Source organism: Pantoea osteomyelitidis (assembly GCF_044342975.1).
GTDB classification, from domain to species: Bacteria; Pseudomonadota; Gammaproteobacteria; order Enterobacterales; family Enterobacteriaceae; genus Pantoea; species Pantoea osteomyelitidis.
Map to the genome: position 1 here is coordinate 1,338,021 of NZ_JBGFSN010000004.1, position 15,009 is coordinate 1,353,029.

Annotated in this window: 16 protein-coding genes; 7 read left to right on the forward strand and 9 right to left on the reverse strand. The window is 57.7% G+C overall.

Annotated elements, in window-relative coordinates; genetic code table 11:
* The first annotated feature begins 14 nt into the window (after nucleotides 1-14).
* The 3 genes from ABU178_RS11425 (at nucleotide 15) to cmoB (ending at nucleotide 2,176) form a co-directional block, all read left to right on the forward strand.
* A complete protein-coding gene (locus ABU178_RS11425; RefSeq protein ID WP_397214870.1) occupies nucleotides 15-410 on the forward strand; it encodes an MAPEG family protein in 396 nt (131 codons plus the stop codon).
* 72 nt (nucleotides 411-482) lie between these two features.
* Nucleotides 483-1,211, forward strand: coding sequence for a carboxy-S-adenosyl-L-methionine synthase CmoA (gene cmoA, locus ABU178_RS11430; protein WP_397214872.1), 729 nt, complete (start codon nucleotides 483-485; stop codon nucleotides 1,209-1,211).
* On the forward strand, nucleotides 1,208-2,176 hold the full coding sequence (gene cmoB, locus ABU178_RS11435) for a tRNA 5-methoxyuridine(34)/uridine 5-oxyacetic acid(34) synthase CmoB (protein WP_397214874.1): 969 nt from the start codon (nucleotides 1,208-1,210) through the stop codon (nucleotides 2,174-2,176). The genes cmoA and cmoB overlap by 4 nt, the downstream gene beginning before the upstream one ends.
* Before the next feature lie 3 nt (nucleotides 2,177-2,179).
* Here the strand turns inward: cmoB and ABU178_RS11440 are convergent, their stop codons facing one another.
* A complete protein-coding gene (locus ABU178_RS11440) occupies nucleotides 2,180-2,803 on the reverse strand; it encodes a LysE family translocator (RefSeq protein WP_397214876.1) in 624 nt (207 codons plus the stop codon).
* A 180-nt stretch (nucleotides 2,804-2,983) separates the two neighbouring features.
* On the opposite strand from ABU178_RS11440, the gene ABU178_RS11445 reads away from it, so the two are divergent.
* Nucleotides 2,984-4,081 carry a glycerol dehydrogenase gene (locus ABU178_RS11445; protein ID WP_397214878.1) on the forward strand — a complete coding sequence of 366 codons (1,098 nt, stop codon included), beginning with the start codon at nucleotides 2,984-2,986 and terminating at the stop codon, nucleotides 4,079-4,081.
* A gap of 30 nt (nucleotides 4,082-4,111) precedes the next feature.
* Here the strand turns inward: ABU178_RS11445 and ABU178_RS11450 are convergent, their stop codons facing one another.
* Both ABU178_RS11450 and cutC read right to left on the reverse strand, forming a co-directional pair.
* Nucleotides 4,112-4,927, reverse strand: coding sequence for a hypothetical protein (locus tag ABU178_RS11450; RefSeq protein ID WP_397215782.1), 816 nt, complete (start codon nucleotides 4,925-4,927; stop codon nucleotides 4,112-4,114).
* A gap of 192 nt (nucleotides 4,928-5,119) precedes the next feature.
* Nucleotides 5,120-5,872, reverse strand: a complete 753-nt coding sequence (cutC, locus tag ABU178_RS11455; RefSeq protein ID WP_397214880.1) for a copper homeostasis protein CutC — start codon at nucleotides 5,870-5,872, stop codon at nucleotides 5,120-5,122.
* A gap of 88 nt (nucleotides 5,873-5,960) precedes the next feature.
* Between cutC and ABU178_RS11460 the strand changes: the two genes are divergently transcribed.
* The gene (locus tag ABU178_RS11460; protein ID WP_397214882.1) at nucleotides 5,961-7,148 is read left to right on the forward strand and encodes a MalY/PatB family protein; all 1,188 of its coding nucleotides are present in this window, start codon (nucleotides 5,961-5,963) and stop codon (nucleotides 7,146-7,148) included.
* Here the strand turns inward: ABU178_RS11460 and ABU178_RS11465 are convergent.
* Nucleotides 7,091-7,669: a VOC family protein gene (locus tag ABU178_RS11465; protein WP_397214884.1), complete on the reverse strand. Its 579-nt coding sequence runs from the start codon at nucleotides 7,667-7,669 to the stop codon at nucleotides 7,091-7,093. The genes ABU178_RS11460 and ABU178_RS11465 overlap by 58 nt on opposite strands.
* A gap of 308 nt (nucleotides 7,670-7,977) precedes the next feature.
* Here ABU178_RS11465 and ABU178_RS11470 point away from each other — a divergent pair, with 308 nt between their 5' ends.
* Nucleotides 7,978-8,100, forward strand: coding sequence for a hypothetical protein (locus ABU178_RS11470; protein WP_009089698.1), 123 nt, complete (start codon nucleotides 7,978-7,980; stop codon nucleotides 8,098-8,100).
* Nucleotides 8,101-8,288: 188 nt separating this feature from the next.
* A complete protein-coding gene (argS, locus tag ABU178_RS11475) occupies nucleotides 8,289-10,019 on the forward strand; it encodes an arginine--tRNA ligase (protein ID WP_397214887.1) in 1,731 nt (576 codons plus the stop codon).
* Between the two features lie 64 nt (nucleotides 10,020-10,083).
* Here argS and flhE read toward each other — a convergent pair whose 3' ends face one another.
* The 5 genes from flhE to cheY form a co-directional block, all read right to left on the reverse strand.
* The gene (flhE, locus tag ABU178_RS11480) at nucleotides 10,084-10,494 is read right to left on the reverse strand and encodes a flagellar protein FlhE (RefSeq protein ID WP_397214889.1); all 411 of its coding nucleotides are present in this window, start codon (nucleotides 10,492-10,494) and stop codon (nucleotides 10,084-10,086) included.
* Complete coding sequence (flhA, locus tag ABU178_RS11485) at nucleotides 10,494-12,593, reverse strand: flagellar biosynthesis protein FlhA (protein ID WP_397214891.1); 2,100 nt, start codon at nucleotides 12,591-12,593, stop codon at nucleotides 10,494-10,496. The genes flhE and flhA overlap by 1 nt, the downstream gene beginning before the upstream one ends.
* Nucleotides 12,586-13,737 carry a flagellar biosynthesis protein FlhB gene (gene flhB, locus ABU178_RS11490; protein ID WP_397214893.1) on the reverse strand — a complete coding sequence of 384 codons (1,152 nt, stop codon included), beginning with the start codon at nucleotides 13,735-13,737 and terminating at the stop codon, nucleotides 12,586-12,588. The genes flhA and flhB overlap by 8 nt, the downstream gene beginning before the upstream one ends.
* A gap of 204 nt (nucleotides 13,738-13,941) precedes the next feature.
* Nucleotides 13,942-14,583, reverse strand: coding sequence for a protein phosphatase CheZ (gene cheZ / locus ABU178_RS11495; RefSeq protein WP_397214895.1), 642 nt, complete (start codon nucleotides 14,581-14,583; stop codon nucleotides 13,942-13,944).
* A 9-nt stretch (nucleotides 14,584-14,592) separates the two neighbouring features.
* On the reverse strand, nucleotides 14,593-14,982 hold the full coding sequence (gene cheY, locus ABU178_RS11500) for a chemotaxis response regulator CheY (RefSeq protein WP_397214897.1): 390 nt from the start codon (nucleotides 14,980-14,982) through the stop codon (nucleotides 14,593-14,595).
* Nucleotides 14,983-15,009 lie beyond the last annotated feature (27 nt).

Below are 15,009 nucleotides of genomic sequence, written 5' to 3' on the forward strand. Positions count from 1 at the left end.
TATTGGAGTGCCTGATGGTCAGCGCCCTTTACGTTGTGTTTGGCGCCCTGCTCGTAATGAAGCTGGCCCTGAATGTTGTGAGTTACCGTCGTCAGTACCGTGTGGCGCACGGCGATGGCGGTTTTTATGCGTTGCAGATGGCGATCCGCATTCACGGCAACGCCATTGAAACGGTTCCGCTGGCTTTGCTGCTGCTGGTGCTGATGGAGATGAACGGCGCGGATATCTGGATGCTGCATCTGACCGGCCTGCTGTTTTTTCTTGCGCGCCTGATCCACATACGCGGCCTGCGTCACAGCCTGATGCGCTGGCGCAAATATGGCATGATGCTGACGCTTTTTTCCCTGTGCGGCATGGTGGTGTTTAATCTCATCTACCTGCCCTGGGAGCTGGTATTGACGCTACACTGAGTGAAAGGATGCAGCAGACAACACTTTCTGCCAGAATAGCGCCCTTTCCGTCGTCTCTTCGGATTTTTTGTTATGTCTGACCGCGATACGCTATTTTCCGCCCCCATTGCAAGGCTGGGTGACTGGACATTTGACGAGCGCGTGGCTGAAGTCTTCCCGGACATGATTCAGCGCTCGGTCCCCGGTTACTCCAATATTATTTCCATGATCGGCATGCTGGCGGAGCGCTTTGTCCAGCCCGACAGCGTCGTTTACGATCTCGGCTGCTCGCTGGGCGCCGCCACCCTGTCCGTCCGGCGCAATATTCATGTACCGGGCTGCACCATTGTGGCAGTGGATAACTCCCCGGCGATGGTGGAGCGCTGCCGCCGCCATCTCGACGCCTTCCGCGCCGACACGCCGGTTAACGTCATCGAAGCGGATATCCGCGATATTCCCATCGAGAACGCTTCGCTGGTGGTGCTGAATTTTACCCTGCAATTTCTTGAGCCGGATGCGCGTCTGCAACTGCTGAGCAAAATCTGGCAGGGGCTGAATCCGGGCGGCGCGCTGGTGCTGTCGGAGAAATTCAGCTTTGAGGATGCGGAAGTGGGTGAGCTGCTGTTCAACATGCACCATGACTTCAAGCGCGCCAACGGCTACAGCGAGCTGGAGATCAGCCAGAAGCGCAGCATGCTGGAAAACGTGATGCTCACCGACAGCGTGGAAACTCATAAGGCGCGTCTCAAACAGGCGGGCTTCTCTCACGCGGAGCTGTGGTTCCAGTGCTTTAACTTTGGTTCACTGGTGGCGCTGAAATGATCGACTTCGGCAAATTTTATCAGCAGATCGCTACCGGCCCGCTCGCCAGCTGGCTGGAAGTGCTGCCGGCGCAGATTGCCGCCTGGCAGCGGGAAAACCTGCACGGTCACTTTCGCAACTGGGAAAGATCGATTGAGCATTTGCCTGAGCTTACGCCGCAGCGGCTCGACCTGCTGCACAGCGTGAGCGTCGATCGCGACGACCTCAGCGATCGTCAGCGTCAGGGCATTGAAAAGCTGCTGCGTAACCTGATGCCATGGCGCAAAGGCCCTTATTCGTTGTATGGCACCCATATCGATACCGAATGGCGTTCCGACTGGAAGTGGCAGCGCGTATTGCCGCATATCTCGCCGCTGTCGGGCCGCACGGTGCTGGATGTGGGCTGCGGCAGCGGCTATCACATGTGGCGCATGGTGGGTGCCGGCGCGCAGCTGGCGGTCGGCATCGATCCCATGCAGCTGTTTCTCTGTCAGTTTGAGGCGGTGCGCAAGCTGCTGGGCGACGATCGTCGTGCCCATCTGCTGCCGTTAGGCATTGAGCAACTGCCAGAGCTGAAGGCGTTTGATACCCTGTTTTCCATGGGCGTGCTCTATCATCGTCGCTCGCCGCTGGATCATCTGCTACAGCTGAAAAATCAGCTGGTAAACGAGGGTGAGCTGGTCCTGGAGACGCTGGTAATTGAAGGCGGCGTGAACGATGTGCTGGTGCCGGGCGAACGCTACGCGCAGATGCGCAACGTTTACTTTATTCCCTCCGCCGACGCGCTGAAAAACTGGCTGGAGAAGTGCGGCTTTGTCGATGTCCGCATCGTCGACTATGCCGTCACCTCGACGGAAGAGCAGCGCCGCACCGACTGGATGACCAGCGAGTCTCTGGCGGAATTCCTTGATCCTCGCGACAGCAGCAAAACGGTGGAAGGCTATCCCGCCCCGCTACGCGCCGTGCTGGTGGCGCGCAAGCCCTGATGCTCAGCGGCGAGACAACGCCAGTTTCGCCGCAAAACCAATAAATACGCATCCCGTTACGCGATCCATCACTTTGATCACGCCCGGCTGGCGCAGCTGCCGGGCGAAATAGTGACTGCCCGCGATCAGCAACGCATTCCACACCAGCCCAATCAGCATATGCGTCAACGCCATCAGGCTGCACCACAAGGGTACCGACGCTCCCGCCGGAATAAACTGTGGCAGAAAAGTGACGTAAAACACGCCGACTTTGGGATTAAGCATGTTGCCCAGCAGCCCACGGCTGAAAAACGCCAGATAGCCGCCCGAATCGCGCGTATCGCTATCGGCGCTTTGTAGCGCCGTGCGGGGTTTCAGCAGCAGGTTGATGCCGAGCCATAACAGATACGCCGCGCCGATCCATTTCAGCAGGTTATAAGCCATTTCTGACGCCAGCAGCAGCGCGCCCAGCCCTACCCCGACCGCAACGCCCCAAACCAGACAACCGAGCGTAACGCCAAACGCCGTGGCGCTGGCGCGTCGCCAGCCCTGAGCCGCAGAGGTGCGCAGAACCAACGCGGTATCAAAGCCGGGGGTAACGGTGAGTATGATAATGGCAAAAAGAAAGGAGATCAGCGTCGCGGTCATTGTCATCTTCCTGAAAAATTTATCCGTACTATAGCAACCGCGAAAGGTTAAAACGAGGATAACAAGATGTTATCAAATGAGATTTATTCGCAACCTGCCAGCATTCGCTAAAGCCTGTCTCTGGCGTTGTGCCAGGATAAGTCAGGCCGACAATTTTCTTTCACGTTAGGAGTAGAGGTTATGAGTAAGTTTATTTTCTCTTCACCACGGAAGTATGTTCAGGGCGCGGGCGTGCTGGATGAGCTGGGCCAGTACGTTGCAGAGCTGGGCAGCCGCGCTTTTCTTGTCGCCGATGAGATTGTCTGGAAGCTGATCGGCGAGCGCGCCGGGCAGGCATTAACGTCCTCCGGCATTGAATTCCACTATCAACAGTTTAATGGCGAAGCCTCCGGCAATGAAATTAGCCGCCTGACGAAGCTGGCGCAGGAACAGGGCTGTGATATCGTCGTGGGTCTCGGCGGCGGCAAAACGCTGGATACGGTGAAAGCGGTGGCGGATGAGCTGAAACAGCCGGTGGCGATTGTGCCGACCGTGGCCTCCACCGACGCTCCCTGCAGCGCCCTTTCCGTTATCTATTCCGACAACGGCGTGTTTGAAAGCTATCGCTTCTACAGTAAAAATCCCGATCTGGTGCTGGTGGATACCGCCGTATGCGCTGGCGCGCCGGTGCGCCTGTTTGCCTCCGGCATCGCCGACGGGCTGGCGACCTGGGTTGAGGCGCAGGCGGTGCTGCGCTCTCATGCCAAATCGATGGTAAATGGCGATCCTACCATTGCCGGTATGGCGATTGCCCGTGCCTGCGAAGAGACGCTGCTCACCTGGGGCTACAGCGCTTACACTGCCGTAGAGCAGAAACGCGTTACGCCAGCGGTTGAAGCGGTGGTAGAGGCCAATACACTGCTCTCCGGGCTGGGCTTTGAAAATGCTGGTCTCGCTGGCGCGCACGCGATTCATAACGGTTTTACCGCCATCGACGGCGATATCCATCATCTGACGCACGGCGAAAAAGTCGCTTACGGTACGCTGACGCAGATGGTGTTGGAAAAACGTCCCGATGACGAAATCGCGCGCTATATCCGTTTCTATCGCTCCATCAAGATGCCAACCACCTTGCAGGAACTGCATCTGGAAAACGAAAGCTGGGAAAACCTGGTGAAAGTGGGCGCGCTGGCGAACAGCGAAGGGGATACGCTGAAAAACCTTAATCCTAATCTGTCGGCGGAAGATATCGCCAATGCCATTCTGGCGGTGGACGCCTTCAGCAAAACGGTGAAATAACGCCTGCGGGGCGGCCATTGCCGTCCCGATTTACTCGACTGGCCGATCCCAGTATTCATATTTATAGGCCGAGCTGAGATGGCGCTCGATGGTGCCCTGCTCAAACACCTCGGTTTCGTGCAGATAGCTCAGCGTACAGTTTCCGACCTCATCCCAAAGCTGGCACTCGCCCACCGAGCGAATGGTGCTTACCGGCGTGCTGGCGCGGCCATCGAGCCGCAGCTCGCGAAACTGTTTATCGTAGGTGTAGGTATCTTCGCTGCGTGACGAGCGGGTGCTGATCACCAGCCCCTGCGGATTCCAGCGGTAATGGCTTTCGCCGTTGGTCATCTTATCGGTGCCGCGCGAAACGCTTTCCTGCAGACGGAGCTGTTTGTCATAGCGATAGGTCGTATCGGTGAAACCGCTTTTGCCCATACTGGTGAACTTGTCTGATGCGCTGACGATATTGCCCTGGCGGCCCATCAGCCAGTTAATCGTGCCCTGACGATTGTCCACCACCACCTCTTTGCCCTGTTTTGTCACCCTGACCAGATAAGCATATTCCCCGACCCAGCCGTCCTGCACCCGGGCGATATGCTGCTCCATGCTCAGCTTCACGTTGCTCTCAATCTTGTCATAACTGACATCGGCAACCATCAAATCGCCGCACGGATCGAACTGACCCAGCACCCGCTTTTGCGAATTGACATCTTTACCGAACTCGCCGGCAATCACCTGACGCACTGCCCCTTTGGCGTTGCCGCCCAGCATAATCCAGCTATTGCTGCTGGCGACCATCTGGCTTAGCGGCCCGCAGTTGGCGGCGAAAACGGGGTGATTGACAAGGTTGGCCGTCAACGTCATTAAAGCCAGAGTAATCAGGCGTTTCATGTTGGGCGTCCGTAAGGGAGGATGATTTAAGTGTAACCGCTTCTGCGTCAGCATGACGACCCGCAGCCGATCATCAGACAAAAATAACCCCAGCAAGATACTGGGGTTTGGTACAGGCAAACATCACGTCGGTTTCGGCGTGCTGCGCGGCAAAATCATCGGCGATCAGGCCCCGCGGTCGGGGTTCATCTGCATCACGCTTTTCATGGCTTCCACCACATCACTATCCACGCAGTAGCGGCTGAATTCATCCGTTTCGGCTTCGGAACACATGGAGACACCGGCTTTACGGTAACGCATCGGGGAAGGAACAAGACGGCTGGCCGAGCTGTGAACTTCCTTGATTCCCGTATCAAGAAACTTTTGCAGGTTGCTCACCCGCACGCCTGCACCGGCCATAATGATTGGACCCGTGCTGAGCTGATTAAGTTCCCGTAACATCGCAATTCCGTTTTCCGCGCTCTGCTGCTGACCTGAAGTCAGAATGCGCGCGATACCCAAACTGGTCAACTCCTTCAATGCACGTTTCGGACTATGGCACAGGTCAAAGGCACGGTGAAAGGTCACCGCCATGCCGTTGCACAGCATCATGATCTGCCGCATGCGCGCATGGTCGATATGACCATCTTCGTCCAGCATGCCGATCACCAGACCGGGAAAACCCAGCTCGCGCATCATCGCCACATCCGACTTCATCGCTTCAAATTCACGCGCGGTATAGCAAAAATCCCCGCCGCGCGGCCGCACGATAGGATGGACGTCAATGGTGACTTCGCGCCGCACCGTTTCCAGCATACCCGCCGAGGGCGTCAATCCCCCTTCCCGCGGCGACGCGCAGAGCTCAACGCGGTCTGCCCCCGCCTGCTGCGCCGCGACTGCGCAATCCACGCCATAGCAACAAATTTCCAGTATTGTCATTCCCTTCTCCTTTATATTTGGCTGCTGGCTCGGGAAAGCGGTATCGGTTAGTCTGAACAAGAAACTTATTTTAGGCGGAAACTTAACTATGGCATTCAATTTTGACCAATGGCTCGATCGACGTCACAGCGATAGTTTAAAATGGAACAAGTATGGCGATCGCGACGTGTTGCCGTTATGGGTAGCCGATACCGATTTCCGTTCCCCTGAATGCATTATTGAAGCCTTGCAAGCGCGTGTTGCGCATGGCGTTTTCGGTTATGGCGGCGCCCCGCATGAGCTGATAGAAATTGTGGTCCAGCGCATGGCTGAACGCTATGGCTGGCAGATCCAGCCTGAATGGATAGTGATGCTGCCCGGCATCGTTAGCGGGCTTAACCTGAGCGTGCGCGCCTTTACCGCGCCGGACGAAGGCACTATCGCGCCCACCCCCATTTATCCGCCGTTTCGCGGCGCCGCCCGACTGGCCGAACGCCGTCAGGTGAATCTGCCGCTGACCTTACAGGATGGCCGCTGGGTGATGGATCTCAGCGAGGCTGAGGCGCAACTGGATGGCAAAGAGAAACTGCTGATGTTGTGCAACCCGCAAAATCCGGGCGGCACGGTTTACCGGCGGGATGAACTTCTGGCGCAGCTGCAATTTGCACAGCGCCACGACCTGATTGTCTGCTCCGACGAGATTCACTGCGACCTGATCCTGACGCCAGGGCTGCGTCATACCCCCTTCGCTTCGCTGAGCGAAGATGCCGCCCAACGTACCATTACCCTGCTTTCGCCTTCTAAAACCTTTAATATCGCCGGGCTGGGCGCGTCGATGGCGATTATTCCCAACCCGGCGCTGCGCCAGCGTTTTAACAGCGTGCGGCAGGGCATTGTGCCTCAGGTCGATATTCTGGCGCTGGTTGCCGCCAACGCGGCCTGGCGCGGCGGCGAATCCTGGCTGGCGGCACAAATTGACTATCTGCGCGCTAACCGCGACTGGCTGACGCAACAGGTTAACGCGCTGCCCGGCCTGTCAATGGCCACGCCGGAAGCTACCTACCTCGGCTGGATTGACGCCAGCGGCGTTGATGTTGCCAGTCCGGCGCTTTACTTTGAAAAACATGGGCTGGGCTTCTCCCCCGGACGCGATTTCGGCGACGACCACTTTGTACGCTTTAACTTCGGCTGTACGCGCGCCACGCTGGAGGAGGCGGTTTCCCGCCTGACGCGCGCCATTCAGGATCGCGCGGAATCCGCTTCGCTGGCGACGATCTCCTCCAGACGCCATGGGTGAAATTTGATCGTGGTCTGCCCATCCGTCACCGCCAGGGTCGGATTGGGCAACCGTTCATTCTCGCCTTTTGGCGAACTGGTTTTAAACGAGATGCCCGGCTGTGATAATCCTGCATCAGAGAGCAGCGCCATGGCGCGCGCTCCCAGCGTTTCCGGTTCGCCGCGCAAAACCACCTCCACGTGCTCCCATCCTTCATGGCGATAAAGTTTTTGTCCGGGCCACGGCAGTTCGATCACCCTGATCTGCCAGCTTGCTACCTGGATCGGCTGATGCAGCCGGAACAGCGCGATTGGACGTCCGTTAATCATCGCTTCTGAAAACAGCGTGCCGATCTGCACTAAGCCGCGCATCCAGCGTTCGGCCGTCGTATTCTGATTACAGCGTACCGCGATATGGTCAGCCTCCAACCCGGTCAGCGCTAAGCCCAGTCGCCGCGCCAGATCCTGCAGGGCAGTTTCGAAACGCGGCAAATCGATTCGCAGGTCGTCCAGTTCTGGCGGTAAAAGCGCATTATGAATCATGTTTCCTCAATATATGTTCAAATATTTTAATCAATATCACCTGCCGTGGCGGCTGGCGTAAACACGATAAACGGTTCAGATTCCTCTGATTCAGCCAAGTTTCCGTCAAAAAAATGCATAAACTGGCCTTTCATTTCAGAATTATCACCTATTTAGTACCAATGTTAAATGAATAAAACACAGTTATCTCTATGTTTTTATTTATCTTTATTACTACAATGAGATAACTCTTAATTAGCCGCCAAACGTTTGCAGGGGCGTAACCTTTCTTATAGATTTGACATAACCCTCATACAAGGAATGGCTCTATGTCTATGCTCATTGTTGTCGCGGTACTTATCGCCTTGATGGGATTTGCCATCTCTCGCCACTGGAAGGTGCGTGAAGACAAAAGCGTTAAAAATCCCCGCCGTCATCTGAGACGCCGTTAAATCGCATTTTGGGAAGCAACGCTGCCCTTGTTTCCCTGCGTTATCCGGCTGCTGACGCCCGGTAACAATTCACGTATACTTTCCCCTCTTTTTTCCATTCTGCCTGTCACCTCTTCACTCCGGGCAGGGTGATGACAACGGCTCGCTGCGCTGCAGACGAGCCTTTTTCAGCATACTAAGGTAACTCGGTGAATATTCAGGCTCTTCTTTCCGAAAAAGTCAGTCAGGCAATGATTGCGGCTGGCGCACCGGCTGATTGTGAACCTCAGGTTCGTCAGGCCGCTAAAGCACAGTTTGGTGACTATCAGGCCAACGGTATTATGGCCGTAGCGAAAAAGCTGGGGCAAGCGCCGCGTCAGTTGGCAGAGCAGGTTTTACAACACCTCGATTTAACGGGCATCGCCAGCAAGGTTGAGATCGCCGGTCCCGGCTTTATCAATATCTTTATCGACAATCAGTGGCTGGCGCAACAGGTAGAACAGGCGCTGACCCAACCCCGTCTGGGCGTCACCGCCGTCACGCCGGAAACCATCGTGGTGGATTACTCTGCGCCAAACGTGGCGAAGCAGATGCATGTCGGCCATGTTCGCTCCACCATTATCGGCGACGCCGCGGTGCGCACGCTGGAATTCCTCGGTCATAAAGTGATTCGCGCCAACCATGTAGGCGACTGGGGCACTCAGTTCGGTATGCTGATCGCCTGGCTGGAAAAGCAGCAGAGCGAGCATCATGAAGAGATCGCGCTCGCCGATCTGGAGGAGTTCTATCGCGAAGCGAAACGCGCCTATGACGAGGATGAAGCGTTTGCCGAGCGCGCACGCGGCTACGTGGTCAAGCTGCAGGGCGGCGACGAATATTGCCGTGCGATGTGGAAAAAGCTGGTGGATATCACCATGGCGCAAAACCAGCTGGTTTATGATCGCCTGAACGTTACCCTGACGCGCAAAGATGTGATGGGTGAAAGCCTGTATAACGATATGCTGCCAGGCATTGTCGCCGATCTGAAAGCCAAAGGGCTGGCCCAGGAGAGCGAAGGCGCGACCGTGGTATTCCTCAACGAATTCCAGAACAAAGAAGGCGAGCCGATGGGCGTCATCATCCAGAAGAAGGATGGCGGCTACCTCTACACCACCACCGATATCGCCTGCGCCAAATACCGCTATGAGACGCTGCATGCCGACCGCGTGCTTTACTACATCGACTCTCGTCAGCATCAGCATTTGATGCAGGCCTGGACCATCGTGCGTAAGGCGGGTTACGTGCCGGAGTCAGTTCCGCTTGAGCACCATGCGTTCGGCATGATGCTGGGCAAAGATGGGCGTCCGTTCAAAACCCGCAGCGGCGGCACCATCAAGCTTGCCGATCTGCTGGATGAGGCGCACGAGCGCGCGCTGGCGCTGGTGAAAGAGAAAAATCCGGAGATGAGTCTGGAAGAGGCGAACGAACTGGCTGAAGTGGTCGGCATTGGCGCGGTAAAATATGCCGATCTCTCTAAAAGCCGTACCACGGATTACATTTTCGACTGGGATAACATGTTGGCGTTCGAAGGCAACACGGCGCCCTACCTGCAGTATGCCTACACGCGCGTGCTTTCGGTGTTCCGTAAAGCCGGTATCGATGCCGACAGCCTGAGCGGCGATGTGGTTTTGAGCGAAGAGCGCGAAGCGACGCTGGCGACGCGCCTGATGCAGTTTGAAGAGATTATTATCCAGGTCGCGCGTGACGGTACGCCGCATGTGATGTGCGCTTACCTCTACGACCTCGCCGGTCTCTTCTCCGGCTTCTACGAGCACTGTCCAATTCTGTCAGCGGAAGATGAAGCCACGCGTCAAAGCCGTCTGAAGCTGGCGGCCCTGACAGCGAAAACCCTGAAGCAGGGACTGGATACGCTGGGCATCAAAACCATCGAACGGATGTAATCTGACTGCATAATCTGCGCTAGCGCCTGACCAACAGCGTTAAACCCCGCTCCGGCGGGGTTTTTTATTGCTGACCGTGCCCCAGGTAGTTCACCATCACTTCGCTGCTCACTACCCGCAGTCCCGGCGGCAGTCTGCCTTTCCCCATCACGCCAAACACCAGACGCAGCGGCTCATCGGCCGCCACGTTGGCGAGGCTGCGAGTGGTACCGCTTGCTCCCTCCAGCACGGCGCAGCGCTGTAGCGCGCAGAGCCGCACCTGTAAGCCCGACGGCGCCGGGCCGCTCAGCTGATAGCGCCAGTTTACCACCCGGATACTGCCGTGGGTTTTCGCGGGCGGCGTGAGCGGCGGAGAACGCAGCCAGCTGCCGCGCTGGCTCAGGGTCGGCCCGCTGGCGCTGGCATGCCAGGCGAAATCAGCGGCATTGACCAGACCCGGCAGCAGCAAGAACGCCAGCAGCAGCCTGCGCAACATTACTTGCCTCCAATGGTGGCGGTCATGCGGATCTGACGGTTATCGGTCAGCTCCATATTGGAGAGTACCACCAGCTGCGGCAGATTGCGGCGCAGGAAGCGCGCCAGCAGCGCACGCAGCGGATGGTTAACCAGCAGAACCGGCGGCGCGCCCAGCATCTCCTGACGCTGAAGAGCAGCCTGCGCCTGATGCAGCAAACGATCCGCCAGACCCGGCTCCAGCCCGCCGCCGCCCTGCAACGCCTGCAGCAGCAGACGTTCCAGCGTGGCGTCCAGGCCAATCACCTGTACTTCGCCGTTGCCGGGGAACCATTGCTGGGTAATCGCGCGACCCAGCGCCACACGCACCACGCTGGTCAACTCCTGCGGATCGTTCTGTACCGGCGCATGTTCCGCCAGCGTTTCAATAATGGTACGCATATCGCGAATCGAAATGCGTTCGGTCAGCAGGTTCTGCAAGACCTTGTGCAGCGTGGTCAGCGAGATCACGCCGGGCACCAGATCTTCAGTCAGCTTCGGCATCTCCTGCGTCACGCGATCCAACAGCTGCTGCGCCTCCTGACGGCCAAACAGCTCGCTGGCGTATTGTCCAATCAGATGATTCAGGTGCGTCGCCACTACGGTGCTGGCTTCCACCACGGTAAAGCCCTGAATCTGCGCCTGCTCTTTCAACGCGCTGTCGATCCAGATGGCGGCCAGGCCAAACGCGGGATCCACGGTGGCTTCGCCCGGCAAGGTGCCTGCGGCGGTGCCGGGGTTAATCGCCATCCAGCGGCCAGGGAACGCGTCGCCGCTGCCGATTTCCACGCCCTTCATCAGGATGCGGTAGCGCGCCGGCGGCAGCTCAAGGTTGTCACGGATATGCACCACTGGCGGCAGGAAACCCACCTCCTGCGCCACTTTTTTACGAATACTGCGGATGCGCCCTAACAGTTCGCCATTCTGTTGATGATCCACCATCGGAATCAGGCGGTAGCCCACTTCCATGCCGAGCGTATCTTCCAGCTGCACATCTTTCCAGGAGGCCTCGGCGGCGGTCTGGGTTTCCTGCGGTTTGCTTACGCCGCTCTGCGCGGCACCTGCGGCGGCGGCTGTCTTCGGCTGCAATTCACGCCCGCGCATCCACCAGGCCAGACCAAGCAGCCCGCCGGTGAACAGCAGGAAAACAAAGTTCGGCATGCCGGGTACCAGCCCGAGCAGACCCAAAACGCCGGCGCTCAGCATCATCACGCGCGGGTTTTTGAACAGCTGGCTCACCATCTGCTCGCCCACATCCTGATCGGTGCTGACGCGCGTCACGATGACACCCGCAGCGGTGGAGATCACCAGCGCCGGGATCTGCGCCACCAGGCCATCGCCGATGGTGAGCAGCGTATAGCTTTCTGCCGCATGGCCGATATCCATGCTGTGTTGCAACACGCCCACCAGCAGTCCGCCGATGACGTTAATTACCATGATCATGATGCCGGCGATGGCGTCGCCACGCACAAACTTACTGGCGCCGTCCATCGAGCCGTAAAAGTCCGCTTCTTGCGTCACCTCAGAACGGCGCTTTTTCGCCTCATCTTCGCCAATCAGACCGGCGTTAAGGTCGGCGTCGATCGCCATCTGTTTACCAGGCATTCCGTCGAGCACAAAGCGCGCGCCCACTTCCGCGATACGACCGGCGCCCTTGGTGATGACCATGAAGTTGATGATCACGAGGATGATAAACACCACGATGCCGATGGCAAAGTTGCCGCCCACCAGGAAGTGGCCGAAAGCCTCGACCACGCGTCCTGCGGCCGCGCCGCCGGTATGCCCTTCCATCAGAATGATACGCGTGGAGGCGACGTTCAACGCCAGGCGCAGCAAGGTAGAGAACAGCAGAATGGTCGGGAACGCGGCGAACTCCAGCGTGCGCTGGGTAAACATCGCCACCAGCAACACCATCAGGGAGAGCGCAATGTTGAAGGTAAACAGCAGATCCAGGATGAAGGGCGGCAGCGGCAGCACCATCATCGACAGGATCATCAGGATCAGCACCGGTCCGGCCAGCACCTGCCATTGCGTGTCTTTGAAGTTATTGGGTAAACGCAGTTTAGCGGCCAGATTAGCCATCGTTTCTGTTCTCTCCAGCAAAGTCCATCTCTGCCGGTACCGGCAGAGTTTGAGGTTTCTTCGGAATCAGGCCGCCTTCGCGTTTCCAGCGACGCAGCTGCCAGACCCAAGCCAGCACTTCCGCCACTGCCGCATAGAGCGCGCCGGGGATGTGCTGATCGATTTCCGTGTGACGATAAAGCGCACGCGCCAGCGGCGGCGCTTCCAGAATCGGAATGCGATGCTCTTTTGCCAGCTCGCGAATTTTCAGGGCGATTTCACCGGCCCCTTTTGCCACCACTTTAGGCGCGCTCATTTTCTTTTCGTTATATTGCAGCGCGACGGAGTAGTGTGTGGGGTTAGTGACGATCACATCCGCTTTCGGCACGTTCGCCATCATGCGGCGGCGGGCGGCGGCGCGCATCTGTTGACGAATACGCCCTTTAACGTGGGGATCGCCCTCCTGCTGCTTGTGTTCGTCGCGGATTTCCTGGCGCGACATACGCAGACGTTTGTAGTAACTGTAGAGCTGCCAGAAGACGTCAAAGCCCACCATCGGGATCATGCCCAGCACGATCATCAGGCAGCAAACCGCTATCATATCCAGGCCGTGTCCCAGGGCGTTCATCGGCGATTCGCTGATCAGGCGCAGCATTTCCGGCCAGTGCGACCAGATGTACCAGCCACCCACGCAGCCAACCAGTACCGCCTTGAGGATCGCTTTCAGCAGTTCCGCCCAGGCCTGCGCGGCGAACATGCGCTTCAGCCCGGAGAGCGGGTTCAGCTTGGTGAAGTCGACTTTGATCGCTTTGCCGCTGATGACGATGCCGCCCAGCAGCATGGGTGCGGCGATAGCAATCATCACCAGCCCGGCCATTAACGGCAGCAGCGCCAGAATCGCCTGGCCGATCAGATTGCCGATATGCGCGATGATTAACTTATCGTCGGTCACCATGCCGTGATCGAAGTTCAGCCCGGCGGCGACCATGCTCGCCAGCCGACGCGCCATGATTTTGCCGCCCATCCAGAGGATCATCAAACCGCCCGCCAGCATCAACAAGGAAGTCAGCTCGCGCGATCGCGGAATCTGCCCCTCTTCACGCGCTTTTTCAAGTCGGTGGGCTGTGGGTGATTCTGTTTTATCCTCGTCGCTATCTTCAGCCACGACAAACCTCTGCTGGCAGGAATTCTCAGCATAGGATGCCAAAGATAGCTACAGCTAAAGCGGGGATTAGGGGGGGAAAAGTGGGCTTATTTGCCCATAAGGGAAATTGGCCTGCTGGCGTAGGGCGTGTTCTGTCGCCACAGGGGCGATCGAAAACCCTCCGCGGCAAGCGGGCTGCCTCAGCAGCCAGCCCGCCGCTCTCCATCAGAAACCCAGACTGTCCAGCAAATCATCCACCTGATCCTGGTTCGCCACCACGCCCGGCGCGGCGGTGTCAATCTGTGGACCATTCAACAGGCCGCTGCCCTCTTTACGCTGAGAAGCATTAACTTCCGGCATATTTTCCAGCAGCACCATCAGCAGCTGACGTTCAATCTCCTGGATTACATCCATCATGCGCTTGATCACCTGACCGGTAAGGTCCTGGAAATCCTGCGCCATCATAATGTCCAGCAGCTGCTTGTTGGTGAACGAGGTGTGCTCAGGCACCGATGCAAGATAATCGCGCGTATCCGTCACCAACACGCGCGCATCCGACAGCTCGATCGGGTTCTCAAACCAGGCGTCCCAGCGACCTTTCAGGTCGCCCGCGCCCGCTTCCAGCGCGTCCTGATGCGGCTGCGCCGCCTCTACGCTGTTCAGGGCGCGATCGGCGGCCTGAGCTGTCATTTGCACCACGTAATCGAGACGATCACGGGCATCCGGGATGGCTTCTGCCGCTTCAGCAATCGCCTGATCCAAACCCAGTTCGCGCAAGCTGTCACGCAGCATGCGCGTCAGTGCGCCAACGCGGGCAATAATATCGTGCGCGGTTGCGTCCGGTGTTGGCTTCGGAAGTTCGCTCATCACATCTCCTTACATGCCCAGTTTTTCGAAGATTTTGCCTAACTTTTCTTCGAGGGTGGCAGCGGTAAAAGGTTTAACCACATAACCGCTGGCGCCAGCTTGCGCAGCCGCGATGATGTTCTCTTTTTTCGCTTCGGCGGTGACCATCAATACCGGCAGCTTGCCCAGCGCGCCGTCGGCGCGAATGGTTTGCAGCAACTCCAGTCCGTCCATGTTCGGCATATTCCAGTCGGAAATGACGAAGTCAAAGCCGCCGGCACGCAGTTTGGTCAGCGCATCGACGCCGTCTTCTGCTTCTTCAACGTTATTGAAGCCCAGCTCTTTCAGCAGGTTACGCACAATACGACGCATCGTATTGAAGTCGTCCACTACCAAAAAGCGCATGTTTTTATCAGCCATATCTACTCCTGAGTTGTCTCGTCCGGC

Excerpts from the sequence above, each read along its gene's own strand:
- ABU178_RS11425 (WP_397214870.1), top strand. The coding sequence starts at position 15 with ATGGTCAGCGCCCTTTACGTTGTGTTTGGCGCCCTGCTCGTAATGAAG.
- cmoA (WP_397214872.1), top strand. The coding sequence starts at position 483 with ATGTCTGACCGCGATACGCTATTTTCCGCCCCCATTGCAAGGCTGGGT.
- cmoB (WP_397214874.1), top strand. The coding sequence starts at position 1,208 with ATGATCGACTTCGGCAAATTTTATCAGCAGATCGCTACCGGCCCGCTC.
- ABU178_RS11440 (WP_397214876.1), bottom strand. The coding sequence starts at position 2,803 with ATGACCGCGACGCTGATCTCCTTTCTTTTTGCCATTATCATACTCACC.
- ABU178_RS11445 (WP_397214878.1), top strand. The coding sequence starts at position 2,984 with ATGAGTAAGTTTATTTTCTCTTCACCACGGAAGTATGTTCAGGGCGCG.
- ABU178_RS11450 (WP_397215782.1), bottom strand. The coding sequence starts at position 4,927 with ATGACGTTGACGGCCAACCTTGTCAATCACCCCGTTTTCGCCGCCAAC.
- cutC (WP_397214880.1), bottom strand. The coding sequence starts at position 5,872 with ATGACAATACTGGAAATTTGTTGCTATGGCGTGGATTGCGCAGTCGCG.
- ABU178_RS11460 (WP_397214882.1), top strand. The coding sequence starts at position 5,961 with ATGGCATTCAATTTTGACCAATGGCTCGATCGACGTCACAGCGATAGT.
- ABU178_RS11465 (WP_397214884.1), bottom strand. The coding sequence starts at position 7,669 with ATGATTCATAATGCGCTTTTACCGCCAGAACTGGACGACCTGCGAATC.
- ABU178_RS11470 (WP_009089698.1), top strand. The coding sequence starts at position 7,978 with ATGTCTATGCTCATTGTTGTCGCGGTACTTATCGCCTTGATGGGATTT.
- flhE (WP_397214889.1), bottom strand. The coding sequence starts at position 10,494 with ATGTTGCGCAGGCTGCTGCTGGCGTTCTTGCTGCTGCCGGGTCTGGTC.
- flhA (WP_397214891.1), bottom strand. The coding sequence starts at position 12,593 with ATGGCTAATCTGGCCGCTAAACTGCGTTTACCCAATAACTTCAAAGAC.
- cheZ (WP_397214895.1), bottom strand. The coding sequence starts at position 14,583 with ATGAGCGAACTTCCGAAGCCAACACCGGACGCAACCGCGCACGATATT.
- cheY (WP_397214897.1), bottom strand. The coding sequence starts at position 14,982 with ATGGCTGATAAAAACATGCGCTTTTTGGTAGTGGACGACTTCAATACG.